This is a genomic window from Rummeliibacillus sp. TYF-LIM-RU47, from assembly GCF_008638315.1.
Lineage (GTDB): Bacteria > Bacillota > Bacilli > Bacillales_A > Planococcaceae > Rummeliibacillus > Rummeliibacillus stabekisii.
Genome location: NZ_VVIR01000001.1, coordinates 1,887,808 through 1,903,237, shown reverse-complemented (window position 1 = coordinate 1,903,237; position 15,430 = coordinate 1,887,808). Strand labels below are relative to the sequence as shown.

Genomic DNA, 15,430 nt, shown 5'->3' with positions numbered 1-15,430 from the left:
GTAACACGAATCATCTCTATTATAAATCTTATATTCTATAAAGTAAAACATTTCTGACAAATTGGATTGGAAGTCAAGTTATTGCTTTTGATAATAACAAAACAATTAAAACTCTATGAATATAAAACTTCAATTTATCACTTACTATATAATCCCTTGAGCAATCATTGCATCTGCTACTTTTAGAAAACCAGCAATATTGGCGCCAATCAAAAGGTTTCCGTCATGTCCGAATTCTTTTGCTGCGTTTTTACTGTTTTCGTAGATTGATTTCATAATATCATGCAGCTTTTCATCTACTTCTTCAAAAGTCCAAAAAATTCGCATGCTATTTTGAGCCATTTCTAGCGCAGATACAGCTACTCCGCCAGCATTAGCGGCTTTAGCTGGAGCAAATAATATATCATTAGCCAAAAATGCTTGAATGGCTTGTAAGGTTGAGGGCATGTTAGCTCCTTCACCAACAGCTTTGAGACCATTTTCAATTAGCAATTTAGCTGATTCTTCGTCGATTTCATTTTGAGTAGCGCAGGGGAGGGCAATGTCACATGGAATACTCCAGATGCCTTTGCAGCTTTCTTTATAGGTTGCATTCGGACGGGAGTCTACATATTCTTTAATACGGCCGCTTCTCATCTCTTTGATGTCTTTGACAACTGATAAGTCTATGCCATCAGGATCAAAGATATATCCATCTGAATCCGAGCATGCAATTACCTTGGCGCCTAGCTGCTGCGCTTTTTCTATAGCATACGTGGAAACATTACCTGTTCCGGATACGACAACCGTAGCATCTTCGAATGTTAGACCCTTTTCTTTCAGCATTTCTTGCACAAAGTAAACAGTACCATATCCAGTAGCTTCTTTTCTTGCTAAAGATCCACCAAATCTAGGGAGTTTTCCTGTAATGACACCAGGTTCGTATGCACCTCGTATTCGATTATATTGGCCAAATAAAAATCCAATCTCACGTGAGCCAACTCCAATATCGCCAGCAGGCACATCGACATCGGGTCCAATATATTTATGTAATTCCGTCATAAATGCTTGGCAAAATCGCATGATTTCTGCATCAGATTTTCCTTTAGGATCAAAATCGGCACCGCCTTTTGCGCCGCCGATTGGCTGGCCGGTCAAAGAGTTTTTAAATATTTGCTCAAAGCCTAAAAATTTTACGATACTTTCATTGACAGAAGGATGAAAACGAAGGCCTCCTTTATAAGGGCCGATTGCGGAGCTGAATTGAACGCGGTAGCCACGGTTTACTTGGATTTTTCCACTGTCATCTTCCCACGAAACACGGAATTTCACTACACGCTCTGGTTCTACAATCCGTTCTAAGAGGCTTGCTTTCATATATTCTGGCTTCTTTTCAAATACGGGTGTTAATGAGAAGAGGATTTCTTTCGCTGCTTGAAGAAATTCGGGTTCATGACCGTGATGTTCTTTCAGGTTATTGAATACTTTATCAATATAGGAAGTTGCGATTTGCTTTGAATCTCTCATATTGGTAACCATTTAATACCCCCATATAATTAGACTTATCTCTCTATATTATACAAAATGATGTGAATTTTCAATCAATTATTATTATAAAAATACGAAAGCGTTAACATATGTGACAGATCAGTACTTTACTGTTAGCATGAAAAGTGAAAGTGTTGAGGAGTGAATGGAATGCCTAAAATTTGTATTGATGCAGATGGCTGTCCTGTCGTACCTGAAAGTATTCAGGTTGCAAAAGAGCTTGAACTTGAAGTAATTGTTTTCTGTGATACAGCGCACTTGATACAGATAGACGGAGTGCAGACCGTTATTGTTTCAAAAGGAGCCGATGCGGTTGACTTTGCTTTAGTAAATCAAATCCAAAAAGGGGATATAACCATTACCCAGGATTATGGTCTAGCAGCAATGGTGTTAGCTAAAGGAGGTTATGCTATAAACCAAAATGGCTTACAGTATACATCAGAGAATATTGACCAGCTTCTTTATGCAAGGCATTTTAATCAAAAGGTGCGTCAAGCAGGTGGAAGAACGAAAGGACCAAAGAAAAGAACTAAAGAAATGAATGGGCGCTTTATCGAGAAATTTAGAAGCCTTTGTCTATCTATTCTTGAAAATAAAGCTGGCGGCATTTATTAACCGCCAGCTTTATTTTTTTCTAGACAAATTTTGCTTGAGATTTAAATGGTGCGGAGAACTTTAATTTATATCTGAAGTTACTTCTTCTACAGTTTGTTCTACTTCGCTCCGCGTCATTTTAACATGGCCTTTTCTCATTGCATCGAGTGTTTTGTGAGCTAATGCTAAAGGAATTTTACAAAACATCAAGATACTGCGTTTTTTAATGCTTTTATTATATTCATCAGCTTTTGCCAGGTTTTCCTCTGCATATTTAAATAAATCATCGCGTGTCCAGCCTTCAGGCATGAAGCTTACGCCACGTTCACTGTCTTCATCCTGGTTCCGCAAAATATTAACAGCTTGTAGTCCTCGCCCATAACCAATAGCGAGATCACGATCAGTCTCAACTCCAGCTCCCCATAGCCATATATCTGATAACATGGTGCCTACCAAGCCAGCTACATAATAAGTATATTCATCGAGGTCTTCTTTCGTTTTAACAATCCATCCTTTTGCAGCCCATTTGGCCATACCTTCTGCCATTTCACTAGTAGAATCTGCAACTGTCTTGCGGATACCCTCTGGACAGAGTGATAGCCAATCAAAAAGGCGAAGAGAAACTTCTGGTAATTTGTCTTTATAAGGAGCGATCAGTGATTGATAGGCGTCCTCGTTAGCAGAAGATTTTAATAGTTGGCTAATTTCATTTAACAAGTCTGTTTTTACAGTAGTCGGCAATTCTTCATGATCTTCGATTTCATCGATTGCCCGCATGCACAAATAGGCAGCAGCCACTGTTGTTTTTAAGTCCTTTTTCAAAAATGTAATAGGAATAAAAAACGTACGGCTTGTCTCCTTTAAAACAGTCATTGCTTCTTTATATATATCTTTGTGTGCTTCCAATTAAAACTTCCTCCGTTCACTTTCAAACATGTTCTATAACTATCCTATATCAATTAATGAAAAATGAAAAATATAATCTATAGTTTTGCTAAAACAAAATTAATATGATATTATTTAGATGCTTAAATACTTGAGAATAAAAGGAGATTTTTTACATGGGACGTTTAGAGAATAAAATTGCAATCATTACAGGTGGAGCTTCTGGTATGGGTGCGCAAATGGCAAAATTATTCGCATCAGAAGGCGCAACTGTTATTGCGGCAGATATCAGCGAAAAAAATTTAGCTAATGTTTCAGAAATTGACGGCGTTGAAGGTATGAAACTAGATGTGACTTCAGATGAAAATTGGGCTGAATTGACTAAAAACATCGTAGATAAATATGGTCGCATTGATATTCTAATCAATAATGCTGGTATTTCATCTCAAAAATCACCTGATGATGTTACGGCAGATGACTGGGCTTTATTGCATAAAATCAACTCTTTTGGACCATTCCTTGGAATCAAACATGTAAAACCGTATATGATTGAAGCTGGCAAAGGTGCAATTGTAAATACTTGCTCATATACTGCATTAATCGGTTCAGGTACGAACCCATATACAGCATCTAAAGGTTCACTTCGTGCGATTGCACGTGCAGCTGCTGCTGAACTTGGAAAACACAACATCCGTGTTAACACTGTTTTCCCTGGTGTAATTGAAACACCAATGACTGCAAATATTGGCCAATTTAAAGAGGCAATGGATGCTTTAATCCGTGCTACTCCAATGGGCCGTCTAGGTAAACCAGAAGAAGTAGCGAATGCTTCTTTATTCTTAGCATCTGATGAAGCTTCTTATATTACAGGTGCAGAATTAGTTATTGACGGTGGATATTCAGCACAATAATAAATTCGTAAATTTAGAAAAGAAGGGGATGCATATGACCGAAAATCCTTCCTTATTTGAATTGCTTCATGAAATGGATAAAGTAAATGGGAAAATGATTATCCGTTGGAAGAAATTATTTAAAGTAAATATCGGTATTTCTCATATTTTGGTTCTGAGTTATCTAAAAGAACACGGCCCAAGCAGACCTTCTGATATTGCAAAATATCTAGAATTTGCTCCTGCATCTTTGACGCATTTATCGGACAAGTTAATTGCCAATCACTACTGTGTCCGAAACGCAAGTTCTAAGGATCGCCGTATTACATTTTTAGAAATCACTGATGAGGGATTAAATGTACTCAAAGAGGCAACAATCCTAGGTCAAGATATGAAACGAGAATATTTTAAAGTTTTATCTGATGAAGACATTAATCATCTATTAGCTATTTATACAAAATTAAATAATCAATAACTAAAATCCCCCATTTTTCGCCTACAAAAATTAGGTTTAAGATTATTGGCAATCGTTGAGAGCAGCCATTATCTTGCTTCTAAATACTAAAAAAGATCCATTCAATTGGATTAACATAAGTACCCGTAAGAAAGGTTTAACTCTTTCTTATGGGTACTTTACTTTTTTGCTTCTTTATAATAATGAACTTGAAATGGAACTTTTTGGAGAAGCTAAAAAGCTATTTGCACAATTTCTTCATACAGAGTAAAGTAGGAGTGGGCGGAAAAAGGAGATTAATATATGTCACAAGCAATCGGTTTAGATGCAGGAGGAACTCTTACAAAACTTGCATATTTAGATGAAAACAACCAATTAAAATTAAAGCACTTTCCTTCTAATAACATGCCAGCTATTATAAACTGGATTAATTCGAAGCATAATATAAAGGAAATTGGAATTACTGGAGGCCGTGCCGAACAAGTAAAGACAATGCTTGACCAAGATACAAACTTACATTATATAGTGGAATTTGAAGCTACTCTAAAAGGAGTTCGGTATCAGCTGGAAAAAGAAAACCACAATTTCGACAAATGTATCATTACAAATATTGGTACAGGAACATCTATCCATTACATGAATCAAATAGAGCATATGAGAGTTGGAGGAACAGGGGTTGGAGGAGGCACCTTAATTGGCTTGTCAGCTCTTACTACAGGTATCATTAATTACCAAGAGATACTTCAACTTGCTAAAAAAGGAAGTAGAATGGGTATTGATCTTTTAGTCCAAGATATTTATCAGGGGATGGAAACACCGATCTCTCCTACCTTGACGGCCAGCAATTTTGGCAAGGTTGGAATTAATGATGTTTTAGAATATAGGACAGAGGATATTTTAGCGACAATTCAAGGGTTGGTTGGTGAAGTAATTACTACGCTTAGTATTCAACTTGCAGAGCAAAATGAAGTAGAGCAAATTGTATATATCGGCACAACATTAGATAATAATGAAAAACTGCGAGATATTATCGCCGACTATACGATATTAAAAAAGAAAACGCCTGTATTTTTAGATGACCATGGTTTTAGCGGAGCAATTGGCGCGTTAATGAATGTTACACAATAGTTTTACTAGTTACTTTTGAATATGCAAATAATGCCAGTAGCAAGCTCAATACAGCGGTTGCTGCTGGCATATTCCTTATGCATTATTTTTTTGTATACCTTCTCTTGCCAGGGCATCAGCCGCTTTATTTTGCGTATCAGGAACCCACTTGATAAAGAAAAAGTCGAACTCTTTTATTAAAACAAGTGCTTTTTCCAAGTATGGCTGATATTCCGCATTTTTCACAAATTCTTTTTCTACAGAAGCCACGACAATTTTGGAATCGGATCGAAATGATACCATCCCATTCGTTAACTTTTTTGCTTCTTCTAAGCCACGTACAAGTGCTATAAATTCAGCTACATGGTTATTGGCCATACCTATAGGTTCGCTCAATTTTATGAAATGGTCTTCCCCTTTAATAAAGATCCCTATGGCACTAGGGCCTGGGTTTCCAGCACTTGCTCCATCAATGTAAACTTCTAGCATGTCTAAACTCCCTTCACTTGCATATTATCGCTTATTTTTAGTAAAATGAAACGTATACGAAAAAGAGGTGATATATTTTGATCAACCAGGTCACCGTCGTTAAAGAAATCGATGAATTATTAGAAGATTATTGTGATGGCTGCCTCGCCAAACAACAACTGCGTACAGAACGCGGCAAAGCCGGTGCTCATAAATTTTGTATTGAATCCTGCACGGTTGGCGAACAATTGCACTTCTTAGGACAAGAATTATTAAAAGTCTACAGTAAATAGATTGTACTATAAATTAGAGTATTGAGAGTATTTTTCTCAATACTTTTTTTGTACTAGGAATTCTTAATGGAATGAAGGAATATAGTTAATTTTAACAAAGGTGAAGCCTACAAAAGGTTAAAATGAAAAGATAGATGTTATTTTAGAGGATTATGTATAGAAAATACTTGTCGGCCATTTTTAGTTAAGTAATTTAAAGGATAATGAAACCATGGTCAATGTAACAGCTACTATGGCTGTAAATGGTAAAGCATTAGAAACAGCAAATTTATTTTTCCAGCCGCTTAGATGAATAATTACAGTCATTGTAAATTAATAAGAAGTTATATAGAAGCAGGGATTCTGAATACTAATATATATCAAATTCTCAAGAGAGTTGGTAAATAATCAAAATTAATTTTAAAATTTCTTCATTGTTGAACTCTTCCTATCTATAAGTATAAAAGGCCACCTTACATATAAAATTTAAGTTAATGTTAAGAAAAATTAGATAAATATTTTTATATTTATTGACTAAATATTGTATTATTTATACACTGTTTTAAAACATTATTCAAAATGTTGTACATAATTGGGAGATGATTTGATGAAAGTATGTAAATTTGGTGGTACTTCAGTAGCGAATGCGGAACAAATAAAAAAAGTTGCATCAATCGTTAAATCGGACAAATCAAGACGCTTAGTCGTTGTATCCGCTCCAGGAAAAAGATTTCCGGAAGATATTAAAGTAACAGACTTGCTTATCGACTTAGTTAATGGCGTTATTGCCGGTGTTGATTATCAAGAGAGACTTGAAAAAGTTGTATCTCGTTTTCATGTGAATGCAGTAGACCTAGGGTTAGATGATACGATTATTGAAGATTTAAGAAGAGATTTGAATAATCGCATTCATCATAATTTACAGATCAGCGAGCAATATTTGTTTGATACAATAAAAGCTTGCGGTGAGGATTATAGCGCCAGAATGATCGCAGCATATTTGAATAAAATAGGTGTAAAAGCAAGATATATTGGCCCAAAGGAAGCAGGGCTTATTGTGAACGAAGCCCCTTCTAGAACAATGGCAATAGATGAAGCGTATAAGAATTTAGCAGCTTTAAAAGATTCAGAAGATATTGTTATTTTTCCGGGTTTTTTTGGATTCACAAAAGCGGGTCGGCTGCGGACATTTGACCGAGGGGGTTCAGATATTACAGGCTCTATTTTAGCAGCGGCTGTTCAGGCAGATGTATATGAAAACTTTACTGATGTAGATTGTGTATTTACTGCCAATCCTAAAGTTGTTAATCACCCTTCAGAGATTCAGGAGATTACATATAGAGAAATGCGAGAATTGTCTTACGCAGGCTTCTCGGTGTTTCATGATGAAGCACTGATGCCAGTTGTGAAATTGGGTATACCGGTTCATATAAAGAATACAAATAATCCAGAAGCAAAGGGAACAAAAATAGTTGAAAAAAGGCACGTAAACCCACATGCTATTACAGGCATTTCAGCTGATGCTGGATTTTCAATCTTATATATTAGTAAATATTTAATGAACAGAGAGATTGGTTTTGGCCGTAAACTACTCCAAATTCTTGAAGAGGAATATATCTCTTATGAACATACACCTTCTGGTCTTGATGATATTTCTGTTATTATAAGGAGCCATCAATTAACACCTGAAAAGGAAGAAAGGATTATTAAGAGGGCATACAATGAATTGCATGCAGATGATGTTTATTTCCGACATGGATTTTCAATGGTCGTTCTTGTAGGAGAAGGTATGAATAACAGTACGGGGCTAGCCGCAAGAGCAGCGACTGCCATTTCGAGAACAGGGGCTAATATAGAAATGATCAATCAAGGATCATCTGAGGTTAGTTTAGCATTTGGTATACTTGAAAAATACGAAGATACGATTCTTAGATCACTATATGAAGAATTTTTCGCTATGGCAGCGTATGCCAATTAAAAAATAAACTTATATTAAAAGGCAGTTGCCTAAAGATAAATCAAAATACATCATTTCTATTAATAACATACATTCAGATGCACAACATAGACAAACAGCATTGAATGACAAAATATTAAAATTTTTCGTTAAACAATGGTTTGCATTTGCATTTTTGAATATTAAACCTTTTAATAAGAAGTAGTTGAAAAAACAGGAGGTGAACTCTCTGCGTTAAAACAAATAACGCAGAGAAATCATATTTGGACAGTGAGATAGCCAGTAATTTAGTTCTGTTTGTGCTTTTAATTGCAATGACAGGGTTTTTTGTCGCCACAGAATTTGCGATTGTAAAAGTAAGGCAAACGCGAATCGATCAACTTATTACGGAAGGTAATAGAAAAGCTATAAAAGCCAAGAAAGTATTAAGTCATTTGGACGAATACTTATCAGCTTGTCAATTAGGTATTACGATTACAGCCCTCGGCTTAGGCTGGATTGGAGAACCAACAGCCCATAAAGTCTTTACACCCCTAATGGAGATGGCTGGTATTGATGGAAGCTTAGCTAAATGGCTTTCTTTCGCCTTTGCCTTTGCGGTTGTCACGTTTGCACATGTAGTTATTGGGGAATTGGCGCCAAAAACTTTTGCAATCGAGCAGGCAGAAAAGATTACATTAAGGTTTGCAGGTCCTTTAATTATTTTTCACATTGTAACTTATCCACTCATCAAAATATTAAATGGTTCAGCAAGGGTGCTAACAAGTCTCTTTGGCTTGAAGTTGTCAACAGAGCATGAAGAGGCACATAGCGAGGAAGAATTGCGCATGATTTTATCAGACAGCTATAAAAGTGGAGAAATAAATCCATCTGAATATAAATTGGTTAATCGCATTTTTGAATTTGATGAACGAATTGCGAAAGAAATCATGGTTCCTCGTACTGAAATGATTGGCTTTAATAAAGAAACCACATTAAATAATGTATTTGAATTAATGAATGAAGAACAATATACTCGTTATCCAGTTATGGATGGTGATAAAGACCATGTCATCGGCATTGTTAATATGAAGCATCTCTTATCAGCTATTGTGATGGATGCCAAAAATGGTCAAAAAACAGTTGAAGAGTATATGCAGCCTGTCATCCGTATTATTGATACGGTGCCAATCAATAGTCTTTTACTAAAATTTCAAAGGGAAAGCATTCATATGGCCATTTTGTTAGATGAATACGGAGGTACGTCAGGCCTCGTAACTATAGAGGATGTTATAGAAGAAATTGTCGGAGATATTCGAGATGAATTTGATGAGGATGAAGAGCCTGAAATTCAAAAGGTAGCTGATGGCCATTTTAAATTTAATGGCAAAGTGCTATTAGAACAAGTCAATACTATGTTAGGTGTTCAAATAGATGAAGAAGATATAGATACAATTGGCGGATGGTTTATGTCACAACATGATAATATCAAGGAAGGCGTATTTTTTGAGAAAAATGGCTTCCAATTTATTGTAAAAGAAGTGAATAAACATCAAATCATTCGTGTCGAAGCAAAAAAAGTAAGTGTTTAAAAAGGGTTATTAGCCATTAATTTAGACTAATCCAAGAGAGGATATTATGTTCAATATATGAGCATATATCCTCTATTCTTTTATATAATAGATTAGTTAAGGTGAAGTATATAAAGTATTTAGATGGATAGGAAAAAGCCCTAAATATATGGCTGTTAATTACTTATTACTGTAGGGTGTAACATACTGAAAAGCAATGCTATAATTCTAAGAAATATTTTTTGATAATAAAAAACTTTTGATGAATCTAAATCCCCCAGATTTATCTCATATATGAAAGGAGTCAAATTTTAATGAATAGTCCAATATAATATTCCCCTATTAAGCCAAAATCAAAATGAAATATCGGGGGATATATAATGAAAATGAATAGAAATTTTTCTTTATTACTATTGGGTCAATCACTCGCAAACATAGGCGATGTTTTATATATAGTCAGTGTAATAAGTACAATTTTTGTATTAACAGGTTCTGCAATTGCAGCATCGTTCGTGCCTTTTACAATTGCTTCTTCTATGTTTATATCCAGTCTGTTGACACCTCTCTTGGTTGAGAAATTAAATCTTAAATGGTTACTTGCTGGGTCACAAATTGCAAAAACTATTTTACTCTTTATTCTTGGGTTAATGTTAATAGGTCTAACAGCAGCTAATTATTATTTTATCTTTTTAATAATAGGATGGATTGCTTTTTTTGACGGTTGTGCAAATCCAATAAGACAGACATTGACTCCTTACTATGTTAAACCTGAGCATCTAATTCAAGCTAATGGAATTTCTGAAACTATTACGCAAGTAATACAAGCAGGAATGTGGTTCGTAGGAAGTTCATTGTTGATTATTGTTAGCTCTCAACAACTTATTTGGTTAGTTGGTTGTTTATTTATAATTGCAAGCATATTACTTTGCCTTTTAGAAAGTGTTAGCAATCATGAAACAACCGAGATAAAAGGTAAATTAGAAAAGATTAAAGAGGGGTGGAAAACTTTATCTAACACTCCAGTGTTAAGAAGGATTGCTTGGATAGAATTTTTGGAAACAATTGCAGCCACAGTTTGGATAGCTGCTATTTTATATGTGTTTGTCAGCGATGCATTGAACGTTGATGAAAAATGGTGGGGATTTATCAATGGAGCTAATTTTATAGGTTTGATTTTAGGAAGTGCTTATTGTATTAAATTTTCTTCTTTTGTAGAAAAGAAAATTGGAACCTTTATTTTTGTTGGTTCATTCTCAAGTTTCTTATTCACAATATTATTTAGCCTAAACAGCATTCCTCTAATTTCCTTACTTTTATCACTCTGTGTGGGACTCTTTGGGCAAATTAAGAAAATTCCTCAACAAACGGTTATACAAACTAGTGTATCAAAAGAACAGTTGTCCACTGTTTATACCTCCTTAGGGGCTATCGGAACTGGGATTTTTGGTGTTGGCTCTCTTGTTATGGGAGTATTAGCAGATTTTTTAGGAATTAGAATAGTATTCGTCATATCGGGGCTATTACTTGCAATTGTAAGTATAATTGCTCATAAAAATAAGCAATTGTTTGTTAGAAATGTTATGGAACGATAAAGTTAAAGATGAAGTTTTAAATTAACTAAAACTTCCTTTGTTTTTAACGAATGTATGAAAATTTATGAATTAAGACCATCACTTTTGATGGTCTTTTCTGTTGAACTTATTGTACGAGGCTTTAGTAAAAGAAGAAAGGGTTCTACATATCAGATATGTAGAACCCTTTAATTTTTTATCTTATTTATTAAGTCTTGATAAGTAAATAGTTAATAGCTCCATTTTTATATACAGCGGCATTAAACGCTAACTATAAAACTGATAGAAACTTTATCTTAACTTACAAAAATTTCGCAAATAGCATTGTTGATTTATAATTTCACCACATTTGCTGCTTGGGGACCGCGATTTCCTTCAATGATATCAAACATTACTTCTTGTCCGTCATCTAAAGTACGAAAGCCTTCTTGTTGAATGCCGGTGAAATGGACAAAAACGTCATCGCCGTCATATTCTATAAAACCATAGCCTTTATCGTTATCGAACCATTTTACCTTTCCTTGATGCATCCATGATCCTCCTCACAACAGTCCATATTTAATTAAATGAATTTCTGAACACTGATTAAAATCTGAATAAAATCTTCAAACGAGCAAGTTAAGGCTCATTCTAGTATTCATCAGTGTTGGGTAAACTATACATGATTATATAAAAATTGTCAAATAACTCTCACAATAGTTGAGCTAAGAGCTTTTTAGGCGAGATTTGAGCCTAAGAGAAGTATACTAAATAGATCATGTCTATTAAGCGGAATCAAAGCTTTCAAATGGCTGAAGAAAGGCTTTAAAATATGGTAGACTTTATATATCAACTCCATTAGAAAGAGAAGGAAAATTATGAGTCACTTAATTGTATCTAATTTTACTAAAACAGTAGGAGATAAAACACTGTTTAGAAATATTGATTTTACTATAACAGAAGGTGAAAGAGCAGGGCTTATCGGGATTAATGGTACGGGGAAATCAACATTGCTGTCTATTTTAGCAGGTGATTTGGAAGCTGATACGATAGAACTTGACCATCCAAATAAATATAGGATTGCATACTTGCCACAAAATCCAACTTTTAAAGAAGGAGAAACCGTTTTACAGGCGGTCTTTTCTGGTGATTCCCCAATACTTGCTCTTAATAGAGAATATGAGGAAATTGTTTTTGCTTTAAGCAGCCAGCCCGATTCCACATCGCTGCAAGAAAAGCTATTTCGGCTTCAACAGCAAATGGAACAACAACAGGCTTGGGATATTAATGCATTAGCTAAATCATCATTGACAAGGTTGGGCATCGATCAATTTGAAGAACAAGTGAGTCACTTATCTGGTGGCCAGCAAAAACGTGTAGCATTAGCCAAAACTCTTATAGAGCCGGCAGATCTCTATTTATTAGATGAACCAACGAACCATTTAGATGTACAGTCAACGGAGTGGCTTCAGGATATGGTTTCTCGTTTAAAGGGGGCAGTCATTTTTATTACACATGATCGCTACTTCCTTGACGCTGTGTCAACCCATATTTATGAGTTGGCAAACCAAACACTATATAAACATACAGGGAATTATGCAGCCTTTTTAGAAGCGAAGGCACTACGGGAAGAGATAGAGAAAGCAACAAATGCGAAGATGCATAATCGTTACCGTTCCGAGCTTAAATGGATTCGTAGAGGAGCAAAGGCCCGATCTACAAAACAGAAGGCTCGCATTCAACGCTTTGATGAATTATCCAAGAACCTGGACAAAGTAGAAGAGGATGACTCATTAGAGATTGGTCTTGCAACAGCAAGATTAGGAAAAAAAGTGATCGAAGGTAAGGAAGTTTCAAAAGCTTATAACGAAAAACAATTAATAAGCTGCTTCTCCTTCCTTTTACAACAAGGTGATCGTATTGGTATTATAGGGCCAAATGGTGCTGGGAAAAGTACATTATTGAATATCCTGGCAGGCAATATTCAGCCGGATGAAGGAACTATTGAATTTGGCTCGACTGTTCGAATTGCACATTTTACACAGCAGCTTCCTAAAATGGACGGCAATATGCGTATGATTGAATACATTAGAGAAACAGCAAATGATATTGAAGATGCTTCAGGTGAACACCATTCTGCAGCTGCAATGCTAGAGCGCTTTTTATTTCCAATGAACTCTCACGGTACGATCATCCAAAAGTTATCTGGTGGCGAAAGAAAAAGGTTGCACCTGTTAAAATTACTAATGGAACAACCGAACGTTTTATTGCTTGATGAACCGACAAATGATTTGGATATTGAAACTCTATCAATATTAGAAGACTTCATTGAACAATTTCCAGGTGTGGTTGTAACAATATCACATGATCGCTTCTTCCTTGACCGAATTGCGAAGAAGTTATGGATTCTAAAAGATGGAACAGTAGAACAAAGCCTGGAGGTATATAGCGATTACTTAGCAATTGAGCAAATACAAGAACAGCAATCAGAAAAAATTGCTCAAACTCCAAAGGCTAAACCAAAAGATAAAACACAAAAGAAAAAGGTAACTTATAAAGAAAGATTAGAGTGGGAATCGATTGAAGGGGAAATTGCAAAAGTGGAAGAAGCCATTATGGCATTAGAAGAGGAAATTGCTAAAGCCGGCTCAGATTTTACTTTGCTTCAAAATTTAACTTCTGACTTAGAACAGCAAAATGCAAAATATGAAGAGCTCATAGAAAGATGGGAGTATTTACAAGGGATTATGAACGAATAGGAAGGAATGAAAGAAAATATGAATATTAAAAGTATAGAACCTACACCAAGCCCAAATACAATGAAAGTCATATTAGACCAAGAGCTTCCTTTTGGGACAGCCCATAATTATTCTGAGAACAATAAAGAAGACGCACCACAAGTAATCCAAGAAATATTGAAAATCGAGGGTGTGAAAGGCGTTTATCATGTTGCTGACTTTTTGGCAGTCGAACGAAATGCTAAGTATGATTGGGCTCAGCTATTGGCCGCCGTGCGCAATGCTTTTGGAGAAAATAACGAACTTTCAGAGGCTCAAAAAGTGGACGAACATTATGGCGAAGTATATGTACATGTCCAAATGTTTAAAGGTATGCCATTACAAGTAAAAGTGTTCGATAGTCTATCTGAACAACGTTTTGGTCTTTCAAAAAGATTTGTTGATGCATTTAACGATATGCTGAAAAAAGATGAAAACTATATTATGGAGCGTAAATGGGTGGATTATGGTGTCCGTTACGGTGATAAGAATCAAATTGGGCAGAGCTTGGTGGATGAACTGGAGGCCGCATATCCTGAAAAACGTATCCAAGAAATAATCGAAGCAAGTAAAGAAGAAAAGAACATAGTAACAAGAGAAAAACGAAAAATTACTATCCAGGAGTTTGAAGCAGATGATTGGGAGACACGTTTCCAATTGCTTGATCAAATGGCTGACCCAGATACAAGTGACCTTCCATTATTGGACCTTGCGTTAAATGACGAAAAAATGTCAATACGCCGCTTGGCAACGGTATATTTAGGAATGATTGAGGACAAAGCAGTCGTACCATTTTTAAGTAAAGCATTAAAAGATAAAAGTGCTTCTGTTCGTCGCACAGCTGGAGATTGCATGAGCGATCTAGGATTTGTTGAATTTGAACCAGCAATAATAGAAGCTCTGCAAGACAAAAATAAGCTTGTTCGCTGGAGGGCTGCCATGTTCTTATATGAAACAGGTACCCCAGCAAGCCTTGAAGCATTAGAAAAAGCGAACAACGATCCTGAATTCGAAGTGAAACTGCAAGTGGAAATGGCCATTGCCCGTATTTCTAAAGGGGAAGAGGCCATGGGATCTGTCTGGAAACAGATGACTGAAGCTCGAGCAAATAATGATGTAAAATAAGTGGATTGAATCGAACCTATTTTAAAAGAAAAATGCCAGCATAATCAACTTCGATATGCTGGCATTTCTATATTATATTAAGAGCTGATTATATCTTCTCTCCTTCGTCCTTTTGAAAAGTACATGGAATAACTGTTATAAAATGATACAACACTAAACATAGCTAGCAGAAGTCGGATGACTATACTATAAATGGGTGCAAAAATGCTTGCAGTTAGTAATAAAAGTCCTAATACGCAGAGGAAAATGGCTGTATTCAAATCCTTCATGTAAA

14 protein-coding genes are annotated in these 15,430 nt (G+C 35.6%); 10 read left to right on the top strand and 4 right to left on the bottom strand.

Annotated features, from left to right (window positions below; translation table 11 throughout):
- Window positions 1-144: 144 nt before the first annotated feature.
- Complete coding sequence (gene gdhA / locus F0527_RS09585; protein WP_223823551.1) at window positions 145-1,518, bottom strand: NADP-specific glutamate dehydrogenase; 1,374 nt, start codon at window positions 1,516-1,518, stop codon at window positions 145-147.
- A 159-nt stretch (window positions 1,519-1,677) separates the two neighbouring features.
- On the opposite strand from gdhA, the gene F0527_RS09580 reads away from it, so the two are divergent.
- Window positions 1,678-2,142, top strand: a complete 465-nt coding sequence (locus F0527_RS09580) for a YaiI/YqxD family protein (RefSeq protein WP_150284666.1) — start codon at window positions 1,678-1,680, stop codon at window positions 2,140-2,142.
- A gap of 60 nt (window positions 2,143-2,202) precedes the next feature.
- On the opposite strand, the gene F0527_RS09575 is transcribed toward F0527_RS09580, so the two are convergent.
- Window positions 2,203-2,994, bottom strand: coding sequence for a squalene/phytoene synthase family protein (locus F0527_RS09575; RefSeq protein ID WP_150284953.1), 792 nt, complete (start codon window positions 2,992-2,994; stop codon window positions 2,203-2,205).
- Window positions 2,995-3,182: 188 nt separating this feature from the next.
- On the opposite strand from F0527_RS09575, the gene F0527_RS09570 reads away from it, so the two are divergent.
- The 3 genes from F0527_RS09570 to coaW all read left to right on the top strand — a co-directional run bounded on the left by F0527_RS09570 (window position 3,183) and on the right by coaW (window position 5,478).
- Complete coding sequence (locus F0527_RS09570) at window positions 3,183-3,917, top strand: SDR family NAD(P)-dependent oxidoreductase (protein WP_150284665.1); 735 nt, start codon at window positions 3,183-3,185, stop codon at window positions 3,915-3,917.
- Window positions 3,918-3,951: 34 nt separating this feature from the next.
- Entirely contained in the window at window positions 3,952-4,371 is a 420-nt protein-coding gene (locus F0527_RS09565; protein ID WP_150284664.1) for a MarR family winged helix-turn-helix transcriptional regulator, read from the top strand.
- Between the two features lie 282 nt (window positions 4,372-4,653).
- Window positions 4,654-5,478, top strand: coding sequence for a type II pantothenate kinase (gene coaW, locus F0527_RS09560; RefSeq protein WP_066788333.1), 825 nt, complete (start codon window positions 4,654-4,656; stop codon window positions 5,476-5,478).
- 75 nt (window positions 5,479-5,553) lie between these two features.
- Here coaW and F0527_RS09555 read toward each other — a convergent pair whose 3' ends face one another.
- Window positions 5,554-5,946 carry a reverse transcriptase-like protein gene (locus F0527_RS09555; RefSeq protein ID WP_150284663.1) on the bottom strand — a complete coding sequence of 131 codons (393 nt, stop codon included), beginning with the start codon at window positions 5,944-5,946 and terminating at the stop codon, window positions 5,554-5,556.
- An 80-nt stretch (window positions 5,947-6,026) separates the two neighbouring features.
- Here F0527_RS09555 and F0527_RS09550 point away from each other — a divergent pair, with 80 nt between their 5' ends.
- The 4 genes from F0527_RS09550 (at window position 6,027) to F0527_RS09535 (ending at window position 11,296) form a co-directional block, all read left to right on the top strand.
- Window positions 6,027-6,218, top strand: a complete 192-nt coding sequence (locus F0527_RS09550) for a zinc-finger domain-containing protein (protein ID WP_066791885.1) — start codon at window positions 6,027-6,029, stop codon at window positions 6,216-6,218.
- Between the two features lie 586 nt (window positions 6,219-6,804).
- Window positions 6,805-8,175 carry an aspartate kinase gene (locus tag F0527_RS09545; protein WP_150284662.1) on the top strand — a complete coding sequence of 457 codons (1,371 nt, stop codon included), beginning with the start codon at window positions 6,805-6,807 and terminating at the stop codon, window positions 8,173-8,175.
- A 242-nt stretch (window positions 8,176-8,417) separates the two neighbouring features.
- Complete coding sequence (locus F0527_RS09540) at window positions 8,418-9,725, top strand: hemolysin family protein (protein WP_150284661.1); 1,308 nt, start codon at window positions 8,418-8,420, stop codon at window positions 9,723-9,725.
- A gap of 359 nt (window positions 9,726-10,084) precedes the next feature.
- The gene (locus tag F0527_RS09535) at window positions 10,085-11,296 is read left to right on the top strand and encodes an MFS transporter (RefSeq protein ID WP_150284660.1); all 1,212 of its coding nucleotides are present in this window, start codon (window positions 10,085-10,087) and stop codon (window positions 11,294-11,296) included.
- 311 nt (window positions 11,297-11,607) lie between these two features.
- On the opposite strand, the gene F0527_RS09530 is transcribed toward F0527_RS09535, so the two are convergent.
- Window positions 11,608-11,805: a cold shock domain-containing protein gene (locus tag F0527_RS09530; RefSeq protein WP_066788321.1), complete on the bottom strand. Its 198-nt coding sequence runs from the start codon at window positions 11,803-11,805 to the stop codon at window positions 11,608-11,610.
- Window positions 11,806-12,132: 327 nt separating this feature from the next.
- Here F0527_RS09530 and F0527_RS09525 point away from each other — a divergent pair, with 327 nt between their 5' ends.
- On the top strand, window positions 12,133-14,013 hold the full coding sequence (locus F0527_RS09525; protein WP_150284659.1) for an ABC-F family ATP-binding cassette domain-containing protein: 1,881 nt from the start codon (window positions 12,133-12,135) through the stop codon (window positions 14,011-14,013).
- 18 nt (window positions 14,014-14,031) lie between these two features.
- Window positions 14,032-15,156, top strand: coding sequence for a conserved virulence factor C family protein (locus tag F0527_RS09520; RefSeq protein WP_150284658.1), 1,125 nt, complete (start codon window positions 14,032-14,034; stop codon window positions 15,154-15,156).
- Window positions 15,157-15,430 lie beyond the last annotated feature (274 nt).

What these genes read in the sequence shown, in the direction of transcription:
- F0527_RS09520 (WP_150284658.1), top strand. Translation starts at nt 14,032, where the DNA reads ATGAATATTAAAAGTATAGAACCTACACCAAGCCCAAATACAATGAAA.
- F0527_RS09535 (WP_150284660.1), top strand. Translation starts at nt 10,085, where the DNA reads ATGAAAATGAATAGAAATTTTTCTTTATTACTATTGGGTCAATCACTC.
- F0527_RS09570 (WP_150284665.1), top strand. Translation starts at nt 3,183, where the DNA reads ATGGGACGTTTAGAGAATAAAATTGCAATCATTACAGGTGGAGCTTCT.
- F0527_RS09530 (WP_066788321.1), bottom strand. Translation starts at nt 11,805, where the DNA reads ATGCATCAAGGAAAGGTAAAATGGTTCGATAACGATAAAGGCTATGGT.
- F0527_RS09525 (WP_150284659.1), top strand. Translation starts at nt 12,133, where the DNA reads ATGAGTCACTTAATTGTATCTAATTTTACTAAAACAGTAGGAGATAAA.
- F0527_RS09580 (WP_150284666.1), top strand. Translation starts at nt 1,678, where the DNA reads ATGCCTAAAATTTGTATTGATGCAGATGGCTGTCCTGTCGTACCTGAA.
- F0527_RS09565 (WP_150284664.1), top strand. Translation starts at nt 3,952, where the DNA reads ATGACCGAAAATCCTTCCTTATTTGAATTGCTTCATGAAATGGATAAA.
- coaW (WP_066788333.1), top strand. Translation starts at nt 4,654, where the DNA reads ATGTCACAAGCAATCGGTTTAGATGCAGGAGGAACTCTTACAAAACTT.
- F0527_RS09575 (WP_150284953.1), bottom strand. Translation starts at nt 2,994, where the DNA reads ATGACTGTTTTAAAGGAGACAAGCCGTACGTTTTTTATTCCTATTACA.
- F0527_RS09555 (WP_150284663.1), bottom strand. Translation starts at nt 5,946, where the DNA reads ATGCTAGAAGTTTACATTGATGGAGCAAGTGCTGGAAACCCAGGCCCT.
- gdhA (WP_223823551.1), bottom strand. Translation starts at nt 1,518, where the DNA reads ATGGTTACCAATATGAGAGATTCAAAGCAAATCGCAACTTCCTATATT.
- F0527_RS09545 (WP_150284662.1), top strand. Translation starts at nt 6,805, where the DNA reads ATGAAAGTATGTAAATTTGGTGGTACTTCAGTAGCGAATGCGGAACAA.